This is a genomic window from Flagellimonas olearia (assembly GCF_004150225.1).
GTDB lineage: Bacteria > Bacteroidota > Bacteroidia > Flavobacteriales > Flavobacteriaceae > Flagellimonas > Flagellimonas olearia.
This window is the reverse complement of sequence record NZ_ML142907.1, coordinates 305,429-323,584: the sequence shown is the minus strand read 5'-3', so window position 1 is coordinate 323,584 and position 18,156 is coordinate 305,429. Positions and strand designations below refer to the sequence as shown.

Sequence of the window (18,156 nt, the reverse complement as noted above, 5' to 3'; positions counted from 1 at the left end):
TGCTTTCAATTTTATTTTAAAAGGGTCATTATGAAATGAGATACTTTGTATCGATTGAGAAATCTAAAGGTGAGAAATGACTGTGTTTAATCAAAATAGCTAAACGTCTCTCCTTCCTTAATGGTCAACAAAGTTTCGTAAATCAAACGGATTACATTTTCCACATCATCCTTGTGCACGGTCTCCACAGTGGTGTGCATGTAGCGCAAGGGTAATGAAATCAGCGCGGAGGCCACGCCACCGTTACTATAGGCAAAGGCATCAGTGTCCGTTCCCGTGAAACGGGATGCCGCCAACCGTTGGAAGGGTATTTTTTTGGCTTCGGCCGTTTCCAGAATGCGTTCCCGCAACTTGTTCTGTACCGCAGGGGCATAGGAAACTACTGGTCCGGAACCTATGGAGGTTTCGCCTTCCTTCTTCTTATCGATCATAGGGGTAGTGGTATCATGGCAAACATCGGTGACAATGGCCACATTGGGCTTAATGGTCTGGGTGATCATTTCGGCACCGCGTAATCCAATCTCTTCCTGAACTGAATTGGTGACATACAATCCAAAAGGAAGCTTCTTTTTGTTTTCATAGAGCAACCGGGCCACTTCGGCAATCATAAACCCACCCATACGGTTATCCAAGGCGCGGCATACAAATTTGTCCTTGTTCAGGATGTGGAATTCATCGGGATAGGTAATAACACAACCCACATGAACCCCCATTTTCTCCACTTCGGCCTTGTCTTTGGCCCCGATATCGATAAAGATGTTCTCCACCTTTGGTGACTCTTCCTTGGCCCTGTCGCGGGTATGGATGGCGGGCCATCCAAAAACACCTTTTACAATGCCCTTCTTGGTATGGATGTTCACCCACTTGGACGGTGCAATCTGGTGATCGCTCCCTCCATTTCGGATTACATACAACAGGCCATTGTCCGTAATATAGTTTACATACCATGAAATCTCATCGGAATGTCCCTCAATCACCACTTTGTACTTGGCCTTCGGGTTGATGACCGCTACGGCGGTCCCATAGGTGTCCGTGATGAACTCATCCACATAAGGTTTCAGGTACTCCATCCAAATCTTCTGTCCTTCCCATTCGTAGCCGGTGGGAGAGGCATTGTTTAGATATTTTTCAAGGAATTTAAGGGATTTAGCGTTGATGATCTTTGCTGCTGCCATGTGTTCAATTTAGTACACAAACATACTAATATTCACTTTTATTTAATAGCCAAATCTTACCTTTATCCTTAATTTTGGCAAGACTTTTGAACAATGGACCGCATGTGGCACACTAGTTTTTTGATTGTCTTTTTAACCCTGCATGGCCTTGGTTTTTCGCAGGAAATGGGAACGGACTCCTTGGTGAATCCCAAGGATTCTATTGAGGATTACTATGTGCGGTTTGAGGGGGATTCCATTCTGTACAGCTCCATTGCATTGGATGAAGTGTATATTTTCGGGAAATTGGAATTTGCCGACCGTAATGAAAAATTGCGTTACTATATCCTAAGACGAAAGACGTTAAAGGTGTATCCCTACGCCAAGTTGGCCGCCGAAAGATTGGTGGAACTGAACGACAGTCTACAACACATTAAAAAGCGACGACATCAAAAAAGATATACCAAGAAGGTGCAAAAGTTCATTGAAGAGGAGTTTTCGGCCGAGTTGAAAAAATTGACCCGGACCGAAGGTCAGATCTTGGTGAAATTGATTTATCGGCAGACCGGTACCACTGCCTTTGATCTGGTCAAGGAATTGCGAAGTGGATGGCGGGCCTTTTGGTACAATACAACGGCGAGCATGTTCAGCATTAGCTTGAAAGAGGAATTCCGACCGGAACAGGTGCACGAAGACTATCTCATTGAGGATATTTTGCAACGGGCATTTGCCTCAAATCGACTGGACCGGCAGAAATCGGTTTTGGATTATGATTATGCCCAGTTGAGCAACAAATGGAAAAACGCCCCTGCGAGCTCCAAAAATTAATCCTTGGATTTCTTTCCAAATAGGGCATCCATTACAATATTCACAGATCTGAACCCTAGATAAATGGCCAGTCCCGCAACAAGGATTCCCAATATCAAAACGGGAATATAAAAGGGGTGATTTTCATTTTTAAATGCCTGATACAATAGAAAGGGACCTAAAAACATGGTGGCAACGGTATAGCCAAACGATTTGATTCCCTTTACCAAAAGCTCCTTATCGGTGTGTCTCATAGGACCAAAGTAGGAATATTAGCTTATATTTAAGGGATATCGCATAAAAATTGAACATGGAACTATTGGTTTTGGCCTTGGTGGTGCTCTTTATCATTGTGGCGACGGTGAAATTCAAGATGCATCCCATTTTTTCCCTGACCATAGCGGCGGTGGCCTCAGGTTTTCTTTTGGGGCTTTCACCCACGGATATCATGAATACCATTTCGGAGGGGTTTGGAAAGACCCTTTCGGGTATCGGGCTGGTGATAGCGTTTGGGACCGTCATTGGGATTTATTTGGAAAAAACCGGAAGTACCCAGGTTCTTGCCAATAGTATTTTAAAAATAATCGGCCTTAAACGCTCCCCTTTGGCCATCAATCTGGCTGGGTATGTGATTTCCATACCGGTGTTTTGCGATTCGGGATTTATCATCCTTTCCTCACTCAACAAGGCCATTAGCAAGAAGACAGGGATTCCGGTAATGGTATTTGCCATATCCTTGGCCACGGGGTTGTATGCGGCCCACGTTTTTGTACCGCCAACACCGGGACCTTTGGCAGCAGCAGCTTTATTGGAGGCCGATTTGGGCCTGGTACTGCTCATGGGGCTTGCCGTGTCCATTCCCGTGTCACTGGCCGGTTATTTTTGGGCCAGACTCATTGGGAAATCCTTGAAAGGGGATGAAACGGTGGATGATGTTTTGGAAAAAGAAGAATTCCAGACCTCCATAAAACCCATTCAGGCATTTATGCCGCTTTTGGTGCCCATAGTACTGATCGCTATGAAATCCATTGTCAATTATCCCACCCACCCCTTGGGGGAAGAGATCGTTTTTCATCTCCTCGACTTTTTGGGAAATCCCATCATGGCTTTGTTGGTAGGAGTATTTTTAGCCCTCTCCCTAGGGCGCAAGGTACCCGCCAAGGATAAGGAAGGCTGGGTTGCGGAAGCCTTTAAACAGGCTGGGGCCATTGTTTTGATAACTGGAGCTGGAGGAGCTTTTGGAGCCATTTTGCGCACCATGGACATTGCTTCCCTAATCAATTTGGAATCCAGTTCAGGAATGGGAGGTCTGTTGATTGCTTTTGTAATCGCTGCAGTGTTGAAAACGGCCCAAGGGTCTTCCACAGTGGCCATCATTACCACTTCGGCGATCATTGCACCCTTGCTGGAAAGTTTTGGATTGGTTTCCGCCATGGATAAATCATTGGCCGTACTGGCTGTTGGGGCAGGGGCCATGACCGTTTCCCATATCAATGACAGCTATTTTTGGGTGGTTTCCCAGTTTTCAAACATCACCGTTAAAACCGCTTTGCGGGGACATACCTTGGGAACCCTGTTTCAAGGTATCGTGGGGATCTTGATGGTGCTGTTGTTGTACTTTGTGCAATAAGAAATGGGATCATTCTATAACAAGAGATCGTGAAAATTCCTGGACCACGGCAAAGTAGCCCAAGGCATATTCATCTGGGCGCTCCACATTGTCAAAAATATCGATATTGTCCAATCCTGTGACGTCAAATACGTTGCCCCGGACTGTGGCCACAGGGGTTTGGAACACCCCACCATCGGCCTGTGTCTGTTCCACCAAGAGGTCCATGTAGTTGTAAAACTCCTGATGGGCCCCCATGATACTTATGGTAACGGTTTGACCCGGATTCAGATTGCTATCGTAGAAATAGGAAAATTGGAACTGCTGCCCTTGAAAGAATTGATCTTCCAACGCTTGAAAGTTACCGTATCCAAAATCAAAGATGTAATAATTCGAGGTGTCTGGGTCGTCCGTAAAGGTCACAATGACCTCGGTTTCATCCTCATCAAAAAGCGTATTGTCCCCTTGCTCCAAATTATCCAACGGAACCGTAGGGGCATACTCCGTTCTGGCATAATAACTTTTATCCTTATGCTGTATTTGAAGGATAAAGACCACTCCAGGCTCCACGGCCGCGGTTCGTATGCGTTGGTCAGATGAGAAGTTGGGGTCTGGTACATAAACCCCTGTACCGGGTACTTCTTCAGTCAGGGAGGAAAAGGCCAATTGGGTGAGTTCCCCAAATTGGTTGGGTACCCCGTAGCCAATGACCGCACTTTCCACTTGGGTTATGGTGTTGTCCTCAAAAAAGTTGGTGGTTTCCCGCATTTCAATGCGCACATCAACAAATTCCTGACTTTTATCCACCCGCAACAGACCGTTTACAATGAGTCTGGGTTCGGTTTCTGGTAAGTCCACATCAACCACATCCTCACAGGAAACCAGTGCTATTAGAAACAATATGTAGAAGATTTCTTTTTTCATAACACTAGAATTTAAAGTTATAGGTTATGGACGGGATGATCCCAAAGATTGCGGTTCGAACGGCCTCATTTCTTCCGGTATCCTCATTCTCCCTAAAGTTGATAGAAGCCGCATTTTTCCGGTTGTACACGTTGTAGATGCTGAACACCCATTCGGACTGTACTTTTTTCCGGCCATTGCGTTTTGGGGTCAGGATGGCTGAAATGTCCATTCTGTGATAGTTCGGCAGCCGTTCTTTGTTGCGCGGGCCATAATAGGGCACCGCCAATCCTTCAAATTCAAATTGCCCCACGGGATAATTGGTGGGTTGCCCGGTCTGAAATACAAAGTTGGCATTAAAGCTCCAAGCTTTGCTCAACTCGTAACTGCCATAGAGTGCAAGGTCATGTCTTTTGTCATAGGGAGTGCTGTACCACTGTCCCAGATTAATGCCAGTTTCAAGGTCGGAGCGGCCTGTGTCTATTCCAAAAGCCGTAAGGTCCCTAGGAGGTGTCCTTTGTTCCGATTTAGACCAAGTATAGGCCAACCAGCCGCTAAACCGCCCTTCATTCTTGCGAATAAGGAATTCAAGGCCGTAGGCACGGGCCTCACCGTTTAGGATAATCTGCTCTATGGCATTGTTGGCAATGAGGTTGGCGCCATCAATATAATCGATTCTATTTTGGATTTCTTTGTAGAATGCCTCTGTTTCAAAGGAAAACACACCCTCTTTGATGTCCCTAAAATACCCTATGGCATATTGATCCAGCAATTGGGGTTCCACGAACGGGCCACTAGGGGTCCAAACATCCAAAGGGGTAGGGGAACTGGTGTTGGACAATAAATGTAAATACTGTGCCAATCGTGTATAACTGGCCTTTACGGAACTTTTTCCATTGAAATTGTAGGACGCCGACACACGGGGTTCCAGATTCAAAAACTTTTTGAGGGTTCCACCTCTTCCAGGGTTGATGGTATCTATGGGCTCCGCTTCCCGATAGATCAAGGTAAAGGGGTCGAACAATACGGGGTTGTCATTTTCGTACACATAGAATTCATCTTGCCCCAATCTGTTGAATTGACTGACCCTTAACCCGTAGCTCATACTAAGTTTGTCCGATATCTTATGCTCGGCATCCAAATAAATGGCATTCTCATTGGCATACTTTTTTGTCAGTTGCTCCTCAACAATACCAGAATCTGGGCTATTGGGGCGTATCCTTCCGGGATTGAACACATAATAGGTGTTGTGCATCCCATAATTGAGCTGGAGCTTGTCGTTCACATAATGTTTCAGGTCGTATTTCAGGTTAAAGTTTTGGATACCCGAATCCCATTCAAATCCCACAAAATCAAGCTCCAAGCCATAAAAATAATCGGAATAGATAAGGGATAGGTTGGAAAACAGCTTGTCTGAAAACAAATGGTTCCATCTAAAATTTCCCACGGCATTGCCATAGGTGTTCACAAAGTTTTCGCTCAGGCTAAAAAGGTCCCTTCCAAAATAACCGGACAGAAAGATGCTGTTTCTATCGTTGATCTTATGGTTGATTTTTGTGTTCAAATCGTAGAAATAGGCTTTATTGTCCACATCGAACAAGGGAAGGAAGAGATGGGCATAGGAAGCCCTTCCACCCACTAAAAAAGCGGTTCGGTCTTTAATGATGGGTCCTTCAAGCAACAATCTGCTGGCTACGGCACCAATACCACCGTTGACCTTAAAGTCCTTGCTGTTCCCTTCTTTTTGGAAAATCTCCAGTACGGATGAAACCCTTCCGCCATATCGGGCGGGAATGCCTCCTTTGAAGAGTTTTACATCTTTTATGGCATCTGGATTAAAGACCGAGAAGAAACCAAACAAATGGGAAGAATTGAACACGGTGGCCTCATCCAATAGGATGAGGTTTTGGTCAGCGGCACCACCCCTGACGTTAAATCCTGAAGAAGCTTCACCGGCATTGGTGACCCCAGGCAGTAGTAGAAGCGATTTCACCACATCGGCTTCTCCCAAGACCACCGGAATTTTTTTGATGGTTTTGGCGGCCAAGGTGGTCACACTCATTTGGGGTTTTCGAATATCCAGTCGTTCTGCATCGTCGGTGACCACAACTTCTTCCAACTCTTCCGCAGCTTCCAGAAGGCTGAAATCCTTTTTTATGTTCTTGTCAAGACGTATGGTCTGCCGTATGTCCTGAAAGCCGAGATAACTCAAAACAATTTCATATTCCCCTTGGGGAAGGGTGAGGGAGTAAAACCCGTATTCGTTGGTGGTGACCCCTGTTTTAAGGGCAGGAACAGCAATGGTGACCCCTATCAGCGTTTCATTGCTATTGGCTTCCGAAACGGTACCGCTCAATGTGAATTTTTGTTGTGCCTGTATGAAACCAATTTTCGCAAACAAAGCAAAAACCAAAATCAGGTATCGTTTGGACATTCTATGGATTTTCCTACAAAATACACATTTATAGAAAATATAAAAGCTAAAAATGGTAAGTAACTTTCTGAAAAACAGATGTTAATTAAAAAGGGTGCAGTGCCAGATTTAAATCAGCAGTGCACCCTTTAAAGATGAATTCAAATACGTTGTTAGGCGATGGCCTCCATGATTGCGTTCAAGGTATCGCTGGGACGCATGGCCTTTGAGGCCAGTACAGCATCGGGCAAATAGTATCCACCAATGTTCACTGGCGCACCTTGCGCATCAATCAATTCCTGTGCAATCTTGGCTTCGTTGGAAGACATGGCTTCATATACTTTACCGAAAACCGATTTCAGTTCGGCATCTTCATTCTGGTTGGCCAACTGTTCGGCCCAGTACAATGCCAAATAGAAGTGGCTTCCACGGGTATCCAATTCGTTTACCTTTCGCGAAGGGGATTTGTCATTGTCAAGGAACTTTTCAGTGGCTTTGTCCAATGCATCGGCCAACACCTTGGCTTTTTCATTGTTGTTTTTTTCACCGTAGTGCTCCAAAGAAACACCAAGGGCTAAAAACTCACCCAAAGAATCCCATCGCAAGTGGCCTTCCTCCAAAAATTGTTCAACGTGTTTTGGGGCGGAACCTCCGGCACCGGTCTCGAATAGTCCACCACCGTTCATCAAAGGAACAATGGAAAGCATTTTGGCGCTGGTACCTACCTCTAAAATAGGGAAGAGGTCGGTAAGGTAATCCCGTAGCACGTTTCCGGTCACGGAAATGGTATCTTTTCCTTCCTTGATGCGCTCCAAAGTAAATTTGGTGGCTTCAAGTGGCGATAGGATTCGGATATCCAAACCTTCGGTATTATGGTCTTTAAGATATAGATTTACTTTTTTGATAAGTTCGGCATCATGTGCCCTGTCCTTATCCAGCCAGAACACTGCGGGAGTGTCCGTTGCTCTGGCTCGGGTCACGGCCAATTTCACCCAATCCTGTACGGGTGCATCCTTAACCTGGCACATTCTCCAGATATCGCCGGCTTCCACCTTATGTTCGATCAGGGTTTTTCCGGTTGCTGCATCAACCACTTTTACGGTGCCGTCAGCAGGAATCTCAAACGTTTTGTCGTGTGAGCCATATTCCTCAGCTTTTTGGGCCATAAGTCCCACATTGGGTACAGTTCCCATGGTAGTGGGGTCAAAAGCACCGTGCTCTTTACAAAAATCGATAGTAGCTTGGTACACCCCGGAATAGCTGCTATCAGGAATAACGGCCTTGGTATCTTGAAGCTTTCCGTCTTTGTCCCACATTTTACCAGAGTTTCTGATCATGGCGGGCATGGATGCATCGATAATCACATCACTGGGCACATGAAGGTTGGTGATTCCCTTATCGGAATTTACCATGGCCAAATCAGGGCCGTTTTCAATGCTTGCCGCAATGGCTTGCTCAATTTCTTTATGTTGGTCATCAGGAAGTTCGGACAATTTATCCAAAAGGGTTTCCAGACCATTGTTAGGGTTGATGCCCAATTTCTTGAAGGTATCGCCGTACTTTTCAAACAAATCGGCAAAATATACCTCAAGGGCATGACCAAAGATGATAGGGTCGGAGACCTTCATCATGGTTGCCTTGAAGTGCAGTGAAAGTAGGATATTGTTTTTTCGTGCATCGGCAATTTCCTTGGTAAGGAATTCAACCAATGCCTTTTTGCTCATTACAGTGGCATCAATGACCTCGCTTTTCTGCAAGGTAATCTTATCTTTTAACACACTGGTGTTCCCGGTGTTATCCTGCAACTCGATGCGCACATCGCCCGCATGATCCATGGTCAACGACTTTTCATTGGCCTTAAAGTCGCCATGCGCCATAGAGGCCACATGGGTGTGGGAGTTGGGTGACCATTCTCCCATGGAATGTGGGTTTTTCTTGGCGTAATTTTTTACGGCCTTTGGAGCTCTTCGGTCAGAGTTTCCTTCACGCAATACGGGGTTTACAGCACTTCCCTTGATTTTGTCGTAACGGGATTTGATGTCTTTTTCTGCATCAGTTTTTGCTTCATCCGGATAACTCGGAAGCTTGTAGCCTTTGCTTTGTAATTCCTCGATGGCCTCCTTAAGCTGGGGAATTGAAGCACTGATGTTGGGTAGTTTAATGATGTTGGCCTCTGGAGTTTTGGCCAAATCTCCCAAAATGGCAAGATCATCAGAGATTTGTTGTTCCTTGTCCAGAAACTCTGGAAAAGCAGCAATGATCCTGCCCGCCAAGGAAATATCCTTGGTTTCAATGGAAATATTGGCAGTATCGGTATAGGCTTTTACAATGGGTAAGAAAGATAAAGTTGCTAAGGCTGGTGCCTCATCGGTTTTGGTATAATAAATTTTGGCCATTTAAATGTATTTGTTTGAGCGGTGCAAATATACGACTTATGAATGGTGCGGAATAAAGGAAATGGGCACAAAAATGAGAGGGAATGTGAAAAAACAAAAGCCATATCGATGTATGCACATTGATATGGCTTTCTGAAAAGGACTAAAAGACTTGTTTTGTGTTGCTACAAAACTGCAAATCCGAAGACCGCATCTGTTGCCCTTTTAACGTTTACCTTGCTTTCTGTCCCTAATTTTTCAACTAAACAACGTCTTGCAAAGTGGTACCGGTTGTTTCCTAAATCTTATCAAGATGGAAAATTGCTCTTCCACCCGCACATAAAATTTATTATTTCTCCCCAAGCAGCCTGAGCCTTACCTTGATTTGAAATTCCTTTTGTGATCAGTAGTGTTACCAATTTAAAGGGAAACATCAGCATTTAAAGAACGTCAACTTTAAAATCGAAATAAGAATCTGATGGTATCATTTTCATTATTTCTTCTGCTAAGATAGGATTAAGTCTTAGATATCCAAATTTTGTAACCGATTAAAAATCAACAATGTATGAACCAAGGTTATTAACAATTGTTCATAAAAAAAGCACCTTTTCAAGGTGCTTTTTATTTGGTATTGGGGTTTTGTTATCCCCTAATCTCTTTGATACGGGCTTTTTTACCGGTAAGACCTCTAAAATAGAAGATTCTTGACCTACGTACTTTACCTCTTTTGTTCACTTCAACACGTTGAAGGGCTGGCATGTTGATGGGGAAAATTCTTTCCACACCTACCGTACCGGACATTTTTCTGATGGTAAAGGTTTCAGTGGCACCGCTTCCCCTTCTCTGGATCACAACTCCTTTAAAGAACTGGGTACGTGTTTTTTCACCTTCCTTGATTTCATAGTATACCGTGATGGTATCTCCGGAAGAGAACTTTGGAAAATCTTTTTTTGGAACAAATTCGTCTTCAACAAATTTTACTAAGGATTCCATGATGTTTTTTTTAAGTGTTTGACAAGACCAACTTTCACGTACTTCGTCAGAGGTTGATTTTGAGATTGCAAAAGTAATGCAATATTTAGAATTGGCAAGCTGTTTTGTGAACTTTAAGCGCTTTCTTGTTCTGGATGCTGCTTTTTCACCTGATTTGTAGCGAACAAAACCAATCCAATGCCAAAAATAGCATAGGGGAGTGGACCTAAAAGCGCCATGATTTTATTGGCCATCAACAGGGAATCCACCCCGTCACGGGCGGCAACGAAGTTCCAGACATATCTACCCATGAAAAACATCAGGGCCAAAATTTGTCCAACCAGCATTAAAATGGTTCCACTGCTCTTTTGTTTGGTCACTAGAATGATGCAGGCCACTATCACAACCAATTGTATAATGCCATGCAATAGCCCACTTGCGGCAAAGTAGATAGAGTCGGTGTTGTCCATATCGGTTTATTTTAATAGATCGGGTCTTCGTTGCGTTGTGCGTTCAAAAGCTTGTTCCTCGCGCCATTTTTCAATTTTCGGTAAATCTCCACTGAGGAGAATCTCGGGAACCTTCTTTCCTTTATATTCGGCAGGTCTGGTATATACAGGAGGGGCCAGTAGATTGTCCTGGAACGTATCGGTTAGGGCAGAGGTCTCATCGTTCAGGACCCCGGGCAGTAATCGTATTACGGCATCACATAAAATGGCAGCGCCGAGTTCCCCGCCAGACAATACATAATCGCCCACAGAGATTTCCCGGGTCACGAACATATCCCTCACCCGTTGATCTACTCCTTTGTAATGCCCGCAAAGGATGATTAGGTTTTTCTTCAGGGATATTTCATTGGCCATACGTTGATTCAAGGTGTGGCCGTCCGGGGTCATGTAGATGATTTCATCGTACTCCCTTTCGCTTTTAAGCTGGGTGATGCACCGATCTATGGGTTCGATCATCAAGACCATTCCGGCACCTCCGCCAAACTGATAGTCGTCCACCTGTCGGTAATTGCCGGTGGTGTATTCCCGTAAATTGTGTAAATGCACCTCTACAAGACCTTTTTCTTGGGCCCTTTTCAATATAGAGGCCTCAAAAGGACTTTCAAGGAGTTCGGGTAATACGGTGATGATGTCAATTCTCATAGATGTATAGCAAATAATGCATGTTTTGTTGATACGTTATTTGGGATTCTTCCAAAAGTAGTGAAAGAATGCGGTATCCTTTTTCCAATCCAAGCGTTCGTACAGCTTTTGGGCTGGATTGTCCGCAGCGGTCTCCAAAGCCAAACCTTTAAAGCCCATCTCCTGGCAGTGCACTTTTGCTTGCTCCAGCAAAGCTTCTCCTGCTCCGTTTTTTCGATGTTCGGGCAGCACAAAAAGATCGTTCAGGATATAGAGGGGTTGCATGGAAACGGATGAAAAGGTTTTATAGAGTTGGGTGAACCCAATGGCTTTTTCACCCTCATAGGCCAAGAAAACAGCATTATCTTCATTGGTAAACCGTTCTTTTAAAAAAGAACTGGCAGCTTCAAGGTCCGAGGGCTGTCCGTAGAATACCCTATAGGCATCAAAAAGGGGGGCAATGTGCTCCAAATCGGATAGGGTTGCCTTTTTTACGGTCATGGGATAGATTCTAGGTTCTTGTACGGATAGTTGAAAGGCTTCCATCAGGAAGCCTTTTCTTTATTTTTTCTGCTTGTTCAATTCGTCTTGCAACTGACGACTTATTTTCTGCTCCCGCTCCAAGGCACGTCTTCTGTGATCCTCATATTCCTTTTCCAAATCGGCTAGGGCAGATTTGGCCTGATGCGTCAGGAAGTTACTGTTTCTGAATCTGTAGATAAAGAAGAGCAAAAACAGCAAAAGGGCAAAGATGATGGACCATAGGATAAAATTATAGGTCCCTTTGCTGATCAAAGCACCAAAAAAGGATATGCTGTCCTTTTCCTCTGTGACCGTGTTCAGCTTATTGGTGGTATCCTGCAGTTTGGTGTTGAGATCTTCTATCTGTGCCTCGTTGCCGGTTATGGTTGCGGAAAGGTCCTTGATGCTCTTGTACGCCGTATTGATGGTATCAAAAATATTGCTCTTCACCTCATTGAGACTGGATAGTCGAATTACTTCGTAAGGAACACCATTTCCAGATCTATAGTTGGTGGATTTTCTTTCCATCTCCTCAAACTGGCCTTTTATGGTCATGTCCGAATTCTCTGAGGTTTCTTCCTCTTGGGCATAGGATGAAAAGAAAGTTACAAGTAGGGCGAGGGGCAATAAAACTCTTAAATGCTTCATAGTCAATAGTATTCTCGTATTAAATTTAGATTAAGGGTAGGGCGAAATTACATCAATAAACCAGAAATCAAAAGAAAAACCTTTTGACCCTGGATGAAACGCTTTCGCATTACACTACTAATAATACGTATAACGCCTAACCTTGGCGATGTATTTTGCCAACCGAATGACTTGGTGCGAATATCCATATTCGTTATCGTACCATATATAGAGCACCACACTCTTGCCGTCCCCGGACACCAAGGTGGCCTTGCTATCATAAATGGATGGTGCAGAGGTTCCTACAATATCCGAAGATACCAGCTCATTGCTCAGGGAATATTTTATCTGTTCCACCAAATCCCCTTCCAAAGCATATTTTTTTAGGATGGTGTTGATGCCTTCCACGGTGGTCTTGTTCTTTACTTCCAGATTGAGGACCACCAACGAACCGTTGGGAACCGGAACACGAATGGCATTGGAAGTCAATTTTCCCTTTAGGGAAGGCAATGCCTTGGCCACGGCAGCCCCAGCACCTGTCTCCGTAATGACCATGTTCAGTGCAGCAGCACGTCCCCGACGATATTTGTTGTGCATGTTGTCCACCAAGTTTTGGTCATTGGTATAGGCATGAATGGTTTCCAAATGCCCTTTTTTGATGCCTAAGGAATCCTCTATGACCTTTAATATAGGTGTTATGGCATTGGTGGTGCAGGATGCGGCGGAGTAAATTTTGATCTTGTCCGGATCAAACTCCTTATGGTTTACGCCGTGTACAATATTGGGTACCTCTTTTCCGGGGGCAGTGAGCAATACACGGCTGGCCCCTTTAGATTCCAAATGTCGGGACAATGCTTCCTTATCCCTGAAGGCTCCAGTATTGTCTATGATCAAGGCGCCAATGATGCCATATTTGGTATAGTCAATGTCTTCCGGCCTTGCCGCACTGATGAACTTTACCGTGGTGCCATTGATGATAAGGGCCTGGTTCTTGACATCCACGTCCACTGTACCCATAAATTGCCCATGAACCGAATCGGTGCGCAGCAAAGCGGCCCTTTTTTCCAGGACTTCCTCGTTCAATTGGTCACGGACCACAACGGCCCTGAGTCGTAACTGACTGCCTCTTCCGGTTTTGGCCATAAGTTCCCGTGCTACCAATCTTCCTATTCTTCCAAATCCATACAGTACCACATCCTTGGGTTTGATCTCTTTGGAAAATTGGGCGTCCTTAAGCTTGTCCAGAACAAACGCCTTTACATTGAGATGGGTGTTGTCATCGGAATGGTACTCGTACGTAAGCTTGCCAATATCCAATTTGGCCGGTGGTAGACTGATGTCATTTATGGCACGCAAAATCTCGACCGAATCAAAAATGGAAATGGGTTTCTGGACAAACTCCCCGGCATACTCATGCAGGTTAATGATGTCGCTCACATTCTTATCAATAATTTGATTTTTGAAGAGCACCACCTCAATGGCCTTATCGTACCATAGATCACTGATTATCTTTATGAATTCCGTGGTGGCCTTTCTTCGGTCTGCTTGGAAGGCAAGCTCTTTTTCGTAGGATTTGATGTCGCTCATAAGCTTTTGGAAATGATTGTTTTAGTTAGATAGATGTTGGCAAAATTAGATATTTCAAACGTTTTCGTAAAAGAATTCGATATAAAAAAAGCACCCCGATCGAGGTGCTTTCTTATTTTGTTTTCCAAGCGATTATTGCAGGATCATATGTTCTTTTTCACCTTTTTCATTGATCATGGTGAAGCTGGTACGGCCATACCTTGAAATCTCACCGAAATGGCGCTTGGCGTCATCAATATTGTTGACTTCATTGCCATCTACTTCGGTGATGATCTTGTTTTCCAGCCCATACCTTCCGTATGCTTCGGGAACATCAATGATTTTGACCCCTTTGGAGATTCCGAATTTCTTTTGGTCTTCCTTCGATAGGTTTTTAACCGTAAAACCGGTCATGGGAAGGATAATGCTGGACTGTTTTTTGAGTGTGACCCTTTTGGAAACATTCTTTCCATCGCGATCTACAACCACTTCGACAACATCACCGGGTCTTTTGGAAGATAGATATCCGGACAATTCCGAAAACTTATGGACGGCTATGTTGTCCACTTGTTTGATAATATCCCCTTCTTGTAACCCTGCCTCGGCAGCGCCTGACTCTTCGGTCACTTTGGAAACATAACCCCCGTCCGAGCCACTAAGTCCTTTTTCCTCGGCAAGGGAAGAGGTAAGGTCGCCTCCTTGAATACCCAACAATCCTTTTTGTACGTTGCCAAATTCCATAATGTCCTCCACCACTTTTTTGGCGATATTACTAGGTACGGCAAAAGCATAACCCACATAGGAGCCGGTTTGCGAGGTAATGGCAGTATTGATGCCGATAAGGTCTCCGTTGGTGTTGACCAAGGCACCACCACTGTTGCCAGGATTTACGGCCGCATCGGTCTGGATAAAGGATTGGTTGCGACCCAAAGACCTTGCCTTGGCGCTTACAATTCCAGCAGTTACCGTGGAGGTAAGGTTAAAAGGGTTACCAACGGCCAGTACCCATTCCCCAATCTTTGCATTGTCCGAATCTCCAAAAGCCAAGTAGGGCAGTGGTTCTTCCGCATTGATTTTTAATAAAGCTATATCGGAATCGGCATCTGAACCGATCACTTCGGCCTCATAGGTCTTATTGTTGTTCAGGTTCACTTGTAATTGACTGGCATTGTCGATCACATGGTTATTGGTGACAATATAGCCATCGGGAGAGATGATCACACCCGACCCGGACCCGATTTGCGGGGTCTGTTGGCGTTCAAAACCATAAAAGAAATCCGATAGACTGCTTGGGCCCTTGCTCAAGGTCAAGTTTTTCACGTGCACCACGGAGTTCACGGTTTTTTCCGCGGCCAGGGTAAAGTCCACTTCATTGATGCCCGCACCCCTCGGAGAGGTGGGTAGGTTACTTGTGCTCAACAAGGGGATCTCTTCTTGCGAAACGGCCAATTGGTAATGGTCTTTTTCAAAAAATAATTTGTAAGCTCCCAGGGTGATTGCCCCTGCGAATAAGGATACCAGAAATAAACTAGCTATTCTCTTCATAATCAATACTAATTTAACATTTAGCTCTAACAAAATTAAAGGAATTCATTTTTCGGTTTTATGGGTTTAACTCGTTTTTAACTACCAAAAAACTCTTAAAGAATACCCTATATTTGTTCCTTTGTAGCGAATTATGGAACTACAGTTTTTTAAATACCAAGGAACAGGGAACGATTTTGTGATCATTGACAATCGGCAGGGACGATTTCCCAAAAATGACACACAATTGGTGGCGCATTTATGTGATCGCCGCTTTGGGGTAGGGGCGGACGGATTAATTCTTCTAGAGAATGACCCCAGCACGGATTTTAAGATGGTGTATTTTAATGCCGATGGGGCCGAGGGCAGTATGTGTGGCAATGGAGGCCGATGTTTGGTGGCCTTTGCCCATTTTTTAGGGGTAATCGGTAATGAAACTACTTTCAATGCGGTCGATGGGTTGCACCATGCCACTATTGACGGGGATATGGTGAAGTTGAAGATGGTGGATGTGGCCGAGGTTCGGGAAAAGCCCAATTACAGTTTTTTGGATACAGGCTCACCGCACCATGTGCAGCTTGTTGAGGATTTGGAGCATTTCAATGTACCTAAGGAAGGAGCCAAGCTCCGATATGGAATCTATGGGAAACCTGGTAGCAACATCAATTTTGTGGAGCAATCAACGGATGATACCTTTCAGGTAAGGACGTATGAGAGAGGTGTTGAAAACGAAACGCTTTCCTGTGGAACAGGGGTCACCGCCGTGGCCATTGCCATGCACCAATCCGGAAAAACCGAATCCAAGGTTGTAAAGGTAAAAACGCCAGGAGGTAACCTTACCATAAGTTTCGAGCAACAAGATGATGCCTATACCAACGTCTTTTTACAAGGACCGGCCATACAAGTATTTAAAGGTGTAATATCATGTTGACCTTAAAGGGGGAACATATTTACCTGAGGGCCTTGGAGCCCACGGATCTGGATTTTCTATATCAGTTGGAAAACGATACTTCCATTTGGGAAATCAGTGGGACCTTACGGCCGTATTCCAAAAAAGTACTTCGCCTATACTTGGAGAATGCCCATAGGGATATTTATGAGGTAAAGCAATTGCGATTGTGTATTTGTGATAAAGATGACCAATGTATTGGCTTAATTGATGTGTTCGATTTTGATCCCAAGAACCGAAGGGCGGGAATAGGCATAGTGATTGCCAATCCGGAAAATCGAAATAAAGGAGTGGGAGCGGAAGCTCTCGATTTGCTATGCGATTATGCCTTCTCCGTTTTGGATCTTCATCAGTTGTATGCCAATATTTTGGAAGAAAACACCAATAGCATCCATTTGTTTGAAAAGTTGGGATTTGAGAAGATAGGCGTGAAAAAGGAATGGATCAGGACCAGTACAGGGTTCAAAAATGAGATAATGTTTCAAAAGATAAGAAAGGATGTATCTTAAAAAAATACTTTGGGTGGTGGCCCTGCTTGGACTTTTGGTATGCGGATTTGTCGCCTACCAGATCTATAATGCCATTTTTAGTCCAAATACGCAATTCAATAACAATGAGGCTTTTGTCTATATTGCCTCGGATGCCACCTTCGCGGATGTAAAGTCCAGTTTGGATCCCTTGTTGAAAGATTTGGCCACTTTTGAAGCTGTGGCCAAAAGAAAAGGCTATATCACCAATGTTAAAGCGGGAAAATACGCCTTAAAAAAAGGGATGAACAACAACGAGATCATCAATACACTGCGGAGTGCCAATATTCCGGTTCGGGTATCCTTTAACAACCAAGAGTCTTTGGAATCCTTGGCGGGTCGTATATCGGAACAATTGGAGGCCGACAGTGTATCACTCTTGCAAGCATTCAATGATTCGGATTTCCTTCGAGAAACCAATTTTGATGAGGACAGTAAGTTGGGGATGTACCTTCCCAATACGTATGAATTTTTCTGGAACACCAAGGCAGAAGGCTTCCGTGATAGAATGCTCAAGGAGTATCGTGCATTTTGGAACGAAGAGCGTTTGCGAAAAGCCAAAGCGCAAAACCTAACCCCGGAACAGGTGATTGCCTTGGCGGCGGTAGTGCAAAAAGAAACGGCCAAAGTGGATGAACGCCGCAGGGTAGCGGGAGTCTATCTCAACCGAATCCGAAAAGGAATCCTGTTGCAGGCCGATCCAACGGTCATTTTTGCCATTAAAAAGGAAACTGGGAATTATGACACCATAATTAAAAGGGTGCTGTATCGTGATTTGGAGATGGATTCCCCATACAATACCTATAAATATGCCGGGGTTCCACCAGGTCCCATCACCATGCCAGATATCTCTTCCATAGAGGCGGTGCTCAATCCGGAAAAGCATGAATATCTCTATTTTGTGGCCGACGTATCTAACTTTGGATACCACATGTTTGCCAAAACTTTGGCGCAACATAACCGGAATAAGGTGCAATATACCCGATGGCTCAATGAGCAAAAAGTACTCAGATAAGGTTATTCATCGTTAATTTTCAGCTATTTAACGTAATTTGGGCCTCTTTTAAGAAAATCTTAG

At 44.4% G+C, this 18,156-nt stretch carries 17 protein-coding genes; 5 read left to right on the top strand and 12 right to left on the bottom strand.

What is annotated here, in order from left to right:
- Positions 1-86 precede the first annotated feature (86 nt).
- Positions 87-1,175 (bottom strand): M42 family metallopeptidase, encoded by a 1,089-nt coding sequence (locus DN53_RS01510; RefSeq protein ID WP_129652654.1) that lies wholly within the window; start codon positions 1,173-1,175, stop codon positions 87-89.
- A gap of 102 nt (positions 1,176-1,277) precedes the next feature.
- Here DN53_RS01510 and DN53_RS01505 point away from each other — a divergent pair, with 102 nt between their 5' ends.
- A complete protein-coding gene (locus DN53_RS01505; protein ID WP_417935911.1) occupies positions 1,278-1,982 on the top strand; it encodes a DUF4294 domain-containing protein in 705 nt (234 codons plus the stop codon).
- Here the strand turns inward: DN53_RS01505 and DN53_RS01500 are convergent.
- Complete coding sequence (locus DN53_RS01500) at positions 1,979-2,215, bottom strand: DUF6095 family protein (RefSeq protein WP_129652652.1); 237 nt, start codon at positions 2,213-2,215, stop codon at positions 1,979-1,981. The genes DN53_RS01505 and DN53_RS01500 overlap by 4 nt on opposite strands.
- A gap of 56 nt (positions 2,216-2,271) precedes the next feature.
- Here DN53_RS01500 and DN53_RS01495 point away from each other — a divergent pair, with 56 nt between their 5' ends.
- Positions 2,272-3,591: a GntP family permease gene (locus DN53_RS01495; RefSeq protein ID WP_129652651.1), complete on the top strand. Its 1,320-nt coding sequence runs from the start codon at positions 2,272-2,274 to the stop codon at positions 3,589-3,591.
- 9 nt (positions 3,592-3,600) lie between these two features.
- On the opposite strand, the gene DN53_RS01490 is transcribed toward DN53_RS01495, so the two are convergent.
- The 10 genes from DN53_RS01490 to DN53_RS01445 form a co-directional block, all read right to left on the bottom strand.
- The gene (locus DN53_RS01490) at positions 3,601-4,494 is read right to left on the bottom strand and encodes a DUF4249 family protein (protein WP_129652650.1); all 894 of its coding nucleotides are present in this window, start codon (positions 4,492-4,494) and stop codon (positions 3,601-3,603) included.
- Positions 4,495-4,498: 4 nt separating this feature from the next.
- Entirely contained in the window at positions 4,499-6,907 is a 2,409-nt protein-coding gene (locus DN53_RS01485) for a TonB-dependent receptor (RefSeq protein WP_129652649.1), read from the bottom strand.
- A gap of 152 nt (positions 6,908-7,059) precedes the next feature.
- The gene (locus tag DN53_RS01480; protein WP_129652648.1) at positions 7,060-9,282 is read right to left on the bottom strand and encodes an NADP-dependent isocitrate dehydrogenase; all 2,223 of its coding nucleotides are present in this window, start codon (positions 9,280-9,282) and stop codon (positions 7,060-7,062) included.
- 621 nt (positions 9,283-9,903) lie between these two features.
- Positions 9,904-10,254: a 50S ribosomal protein L19 gene (gene rplS, locus DN53_RS01475; RefSeq protein ID WP_116217924.1), complete on the bottom strand. Its 351-nt coding sequence runs from the start codon at positions 10,252-10,254 to the stop codon at positions 9,904-9,906.
- A 113-nt stretch (positions 10,255-10,367) separates the two neighbouring features.
- A complete protein-coding gene (locus tag DN53_RS01470) occupies positions 10,368-10,703 on the bottom strand; it encodes a hypothetical protein (RefSeq protein ID WP_129652647.1) in 336 nt (111 codons plus the stop codon).
- 6 nt (positions 10,704-10,709) lie between these two features.
- Complete coding sequence (trmD, locus tag DN53_RS01465) at positions 10,710-11,384, bottom strand: tRNA (guanosine(37)-N1)-methyltransferase TrmD (RefSeq protein WP_129652646.1); 675 nt, start codon at positions 11,382-11,384, stop codon at positions 10,710-10,712.
- A gap of 36 nt (positions 11,385-11,420) precedes the next feature.
- Positions 11,421-11,909 carry a GNAT family N-acetyltransferase gene (locus tag DN53_RS01460; RefSeq protein ID WP_242502043.1) on the bottom strand — a complete coding sequence of 163 codons (489 nt, stop codon included), beginning with the start codon at positions 11,907-11,909 and terminating at the stop codon, positions 11,421-11,423.
- Positions 11,910-11,924: 15 nt separating this feature from the next.
- Positions 11,925-12,533, bottom strand: coding sequence for a tRNA (guanine-N1)-methyltransferase (locus DN53_RS01455; RefSeq protein WP_129652645.1), 609 nt, complete (start codon positions 12,531-12,533; stop codon positions 11,925-11,927).
- Positions 12,534-12,650: 117 nt separating this feature from the next.
- Positions 12,651-14,099, bottom strand: a complete 1,449-nt coding sequence (locus DN53_RS01450; RefSeq protein ID WP_129652644.1) for a glyceraldehyde-3-phosphate dehydrogenase — start codon at positions 14,097-14,099, stop codon at positions 12,651-12,653.
- A gap of 132 nt (positions 14,100-14,231) precedes the next feature.
- A complete protein-coding gene (locus tag DN53_RS01445) occupies positions 14,232-15,623 on the bottom strand; it encodes a trypsin-like peptidase domain-containing protein (protein WP_129652643.1) in 1,392 nt (463 codons plus the stop codon).
- Positions 15,624-15,756: 133 nt separating this feature from the next.
- Between DN53_RS01445 and dapF the strand changes: the two genes are divergently transcribed.
- Genes dapF through mltG form a run of 3 tightly spaced genes read left to right on the top strand, consistent with a single transcriptional unit; the run spans position 15,757 to position 18,093 of the window.
- Positions 15,757-16,533, top strand: a complete 777-nt coding sequence (gene dapF, locus DN53_RS01440; protein ID WP_129652642.1) for a diaminopimelate epimerase — start codon at positions 15,757-15,759, stop codon at positions 16,531-16,533.
- A complete protein-coding gene (locus DN53_RS01435) occupies positions 16,527-17,060 on the top strand; it encodes a GNAT family N-acetyltransferase (RefSeq protein ID WP_129652641.1) in 534 nt (177 codons plus the stop codon). The genes dapF and DN53_RS01435 overlap by 7 nt, the downstream gene beginning before the upstream one ends.
- The gene (gene mltG / locus DN53_RS01430) at positions 17,050-18,093 is read left to right on the top strand and encodes an endolytic transglycosylase MltG (RefSeq protein ID WP_129652640.1); all 1,044 of its coding nucleotides are present in this window, start codon (positions 17,050-17,052) and stop codon (positions 18,091-18,093) included. The genes DN53_RS01435 and mltG overlap by 11 nt, the downstream gene beginning before the upstream one ends.
- The last annotated feature ends 63 nt before the right edge of the window (positions 18,094-18,156 follow it).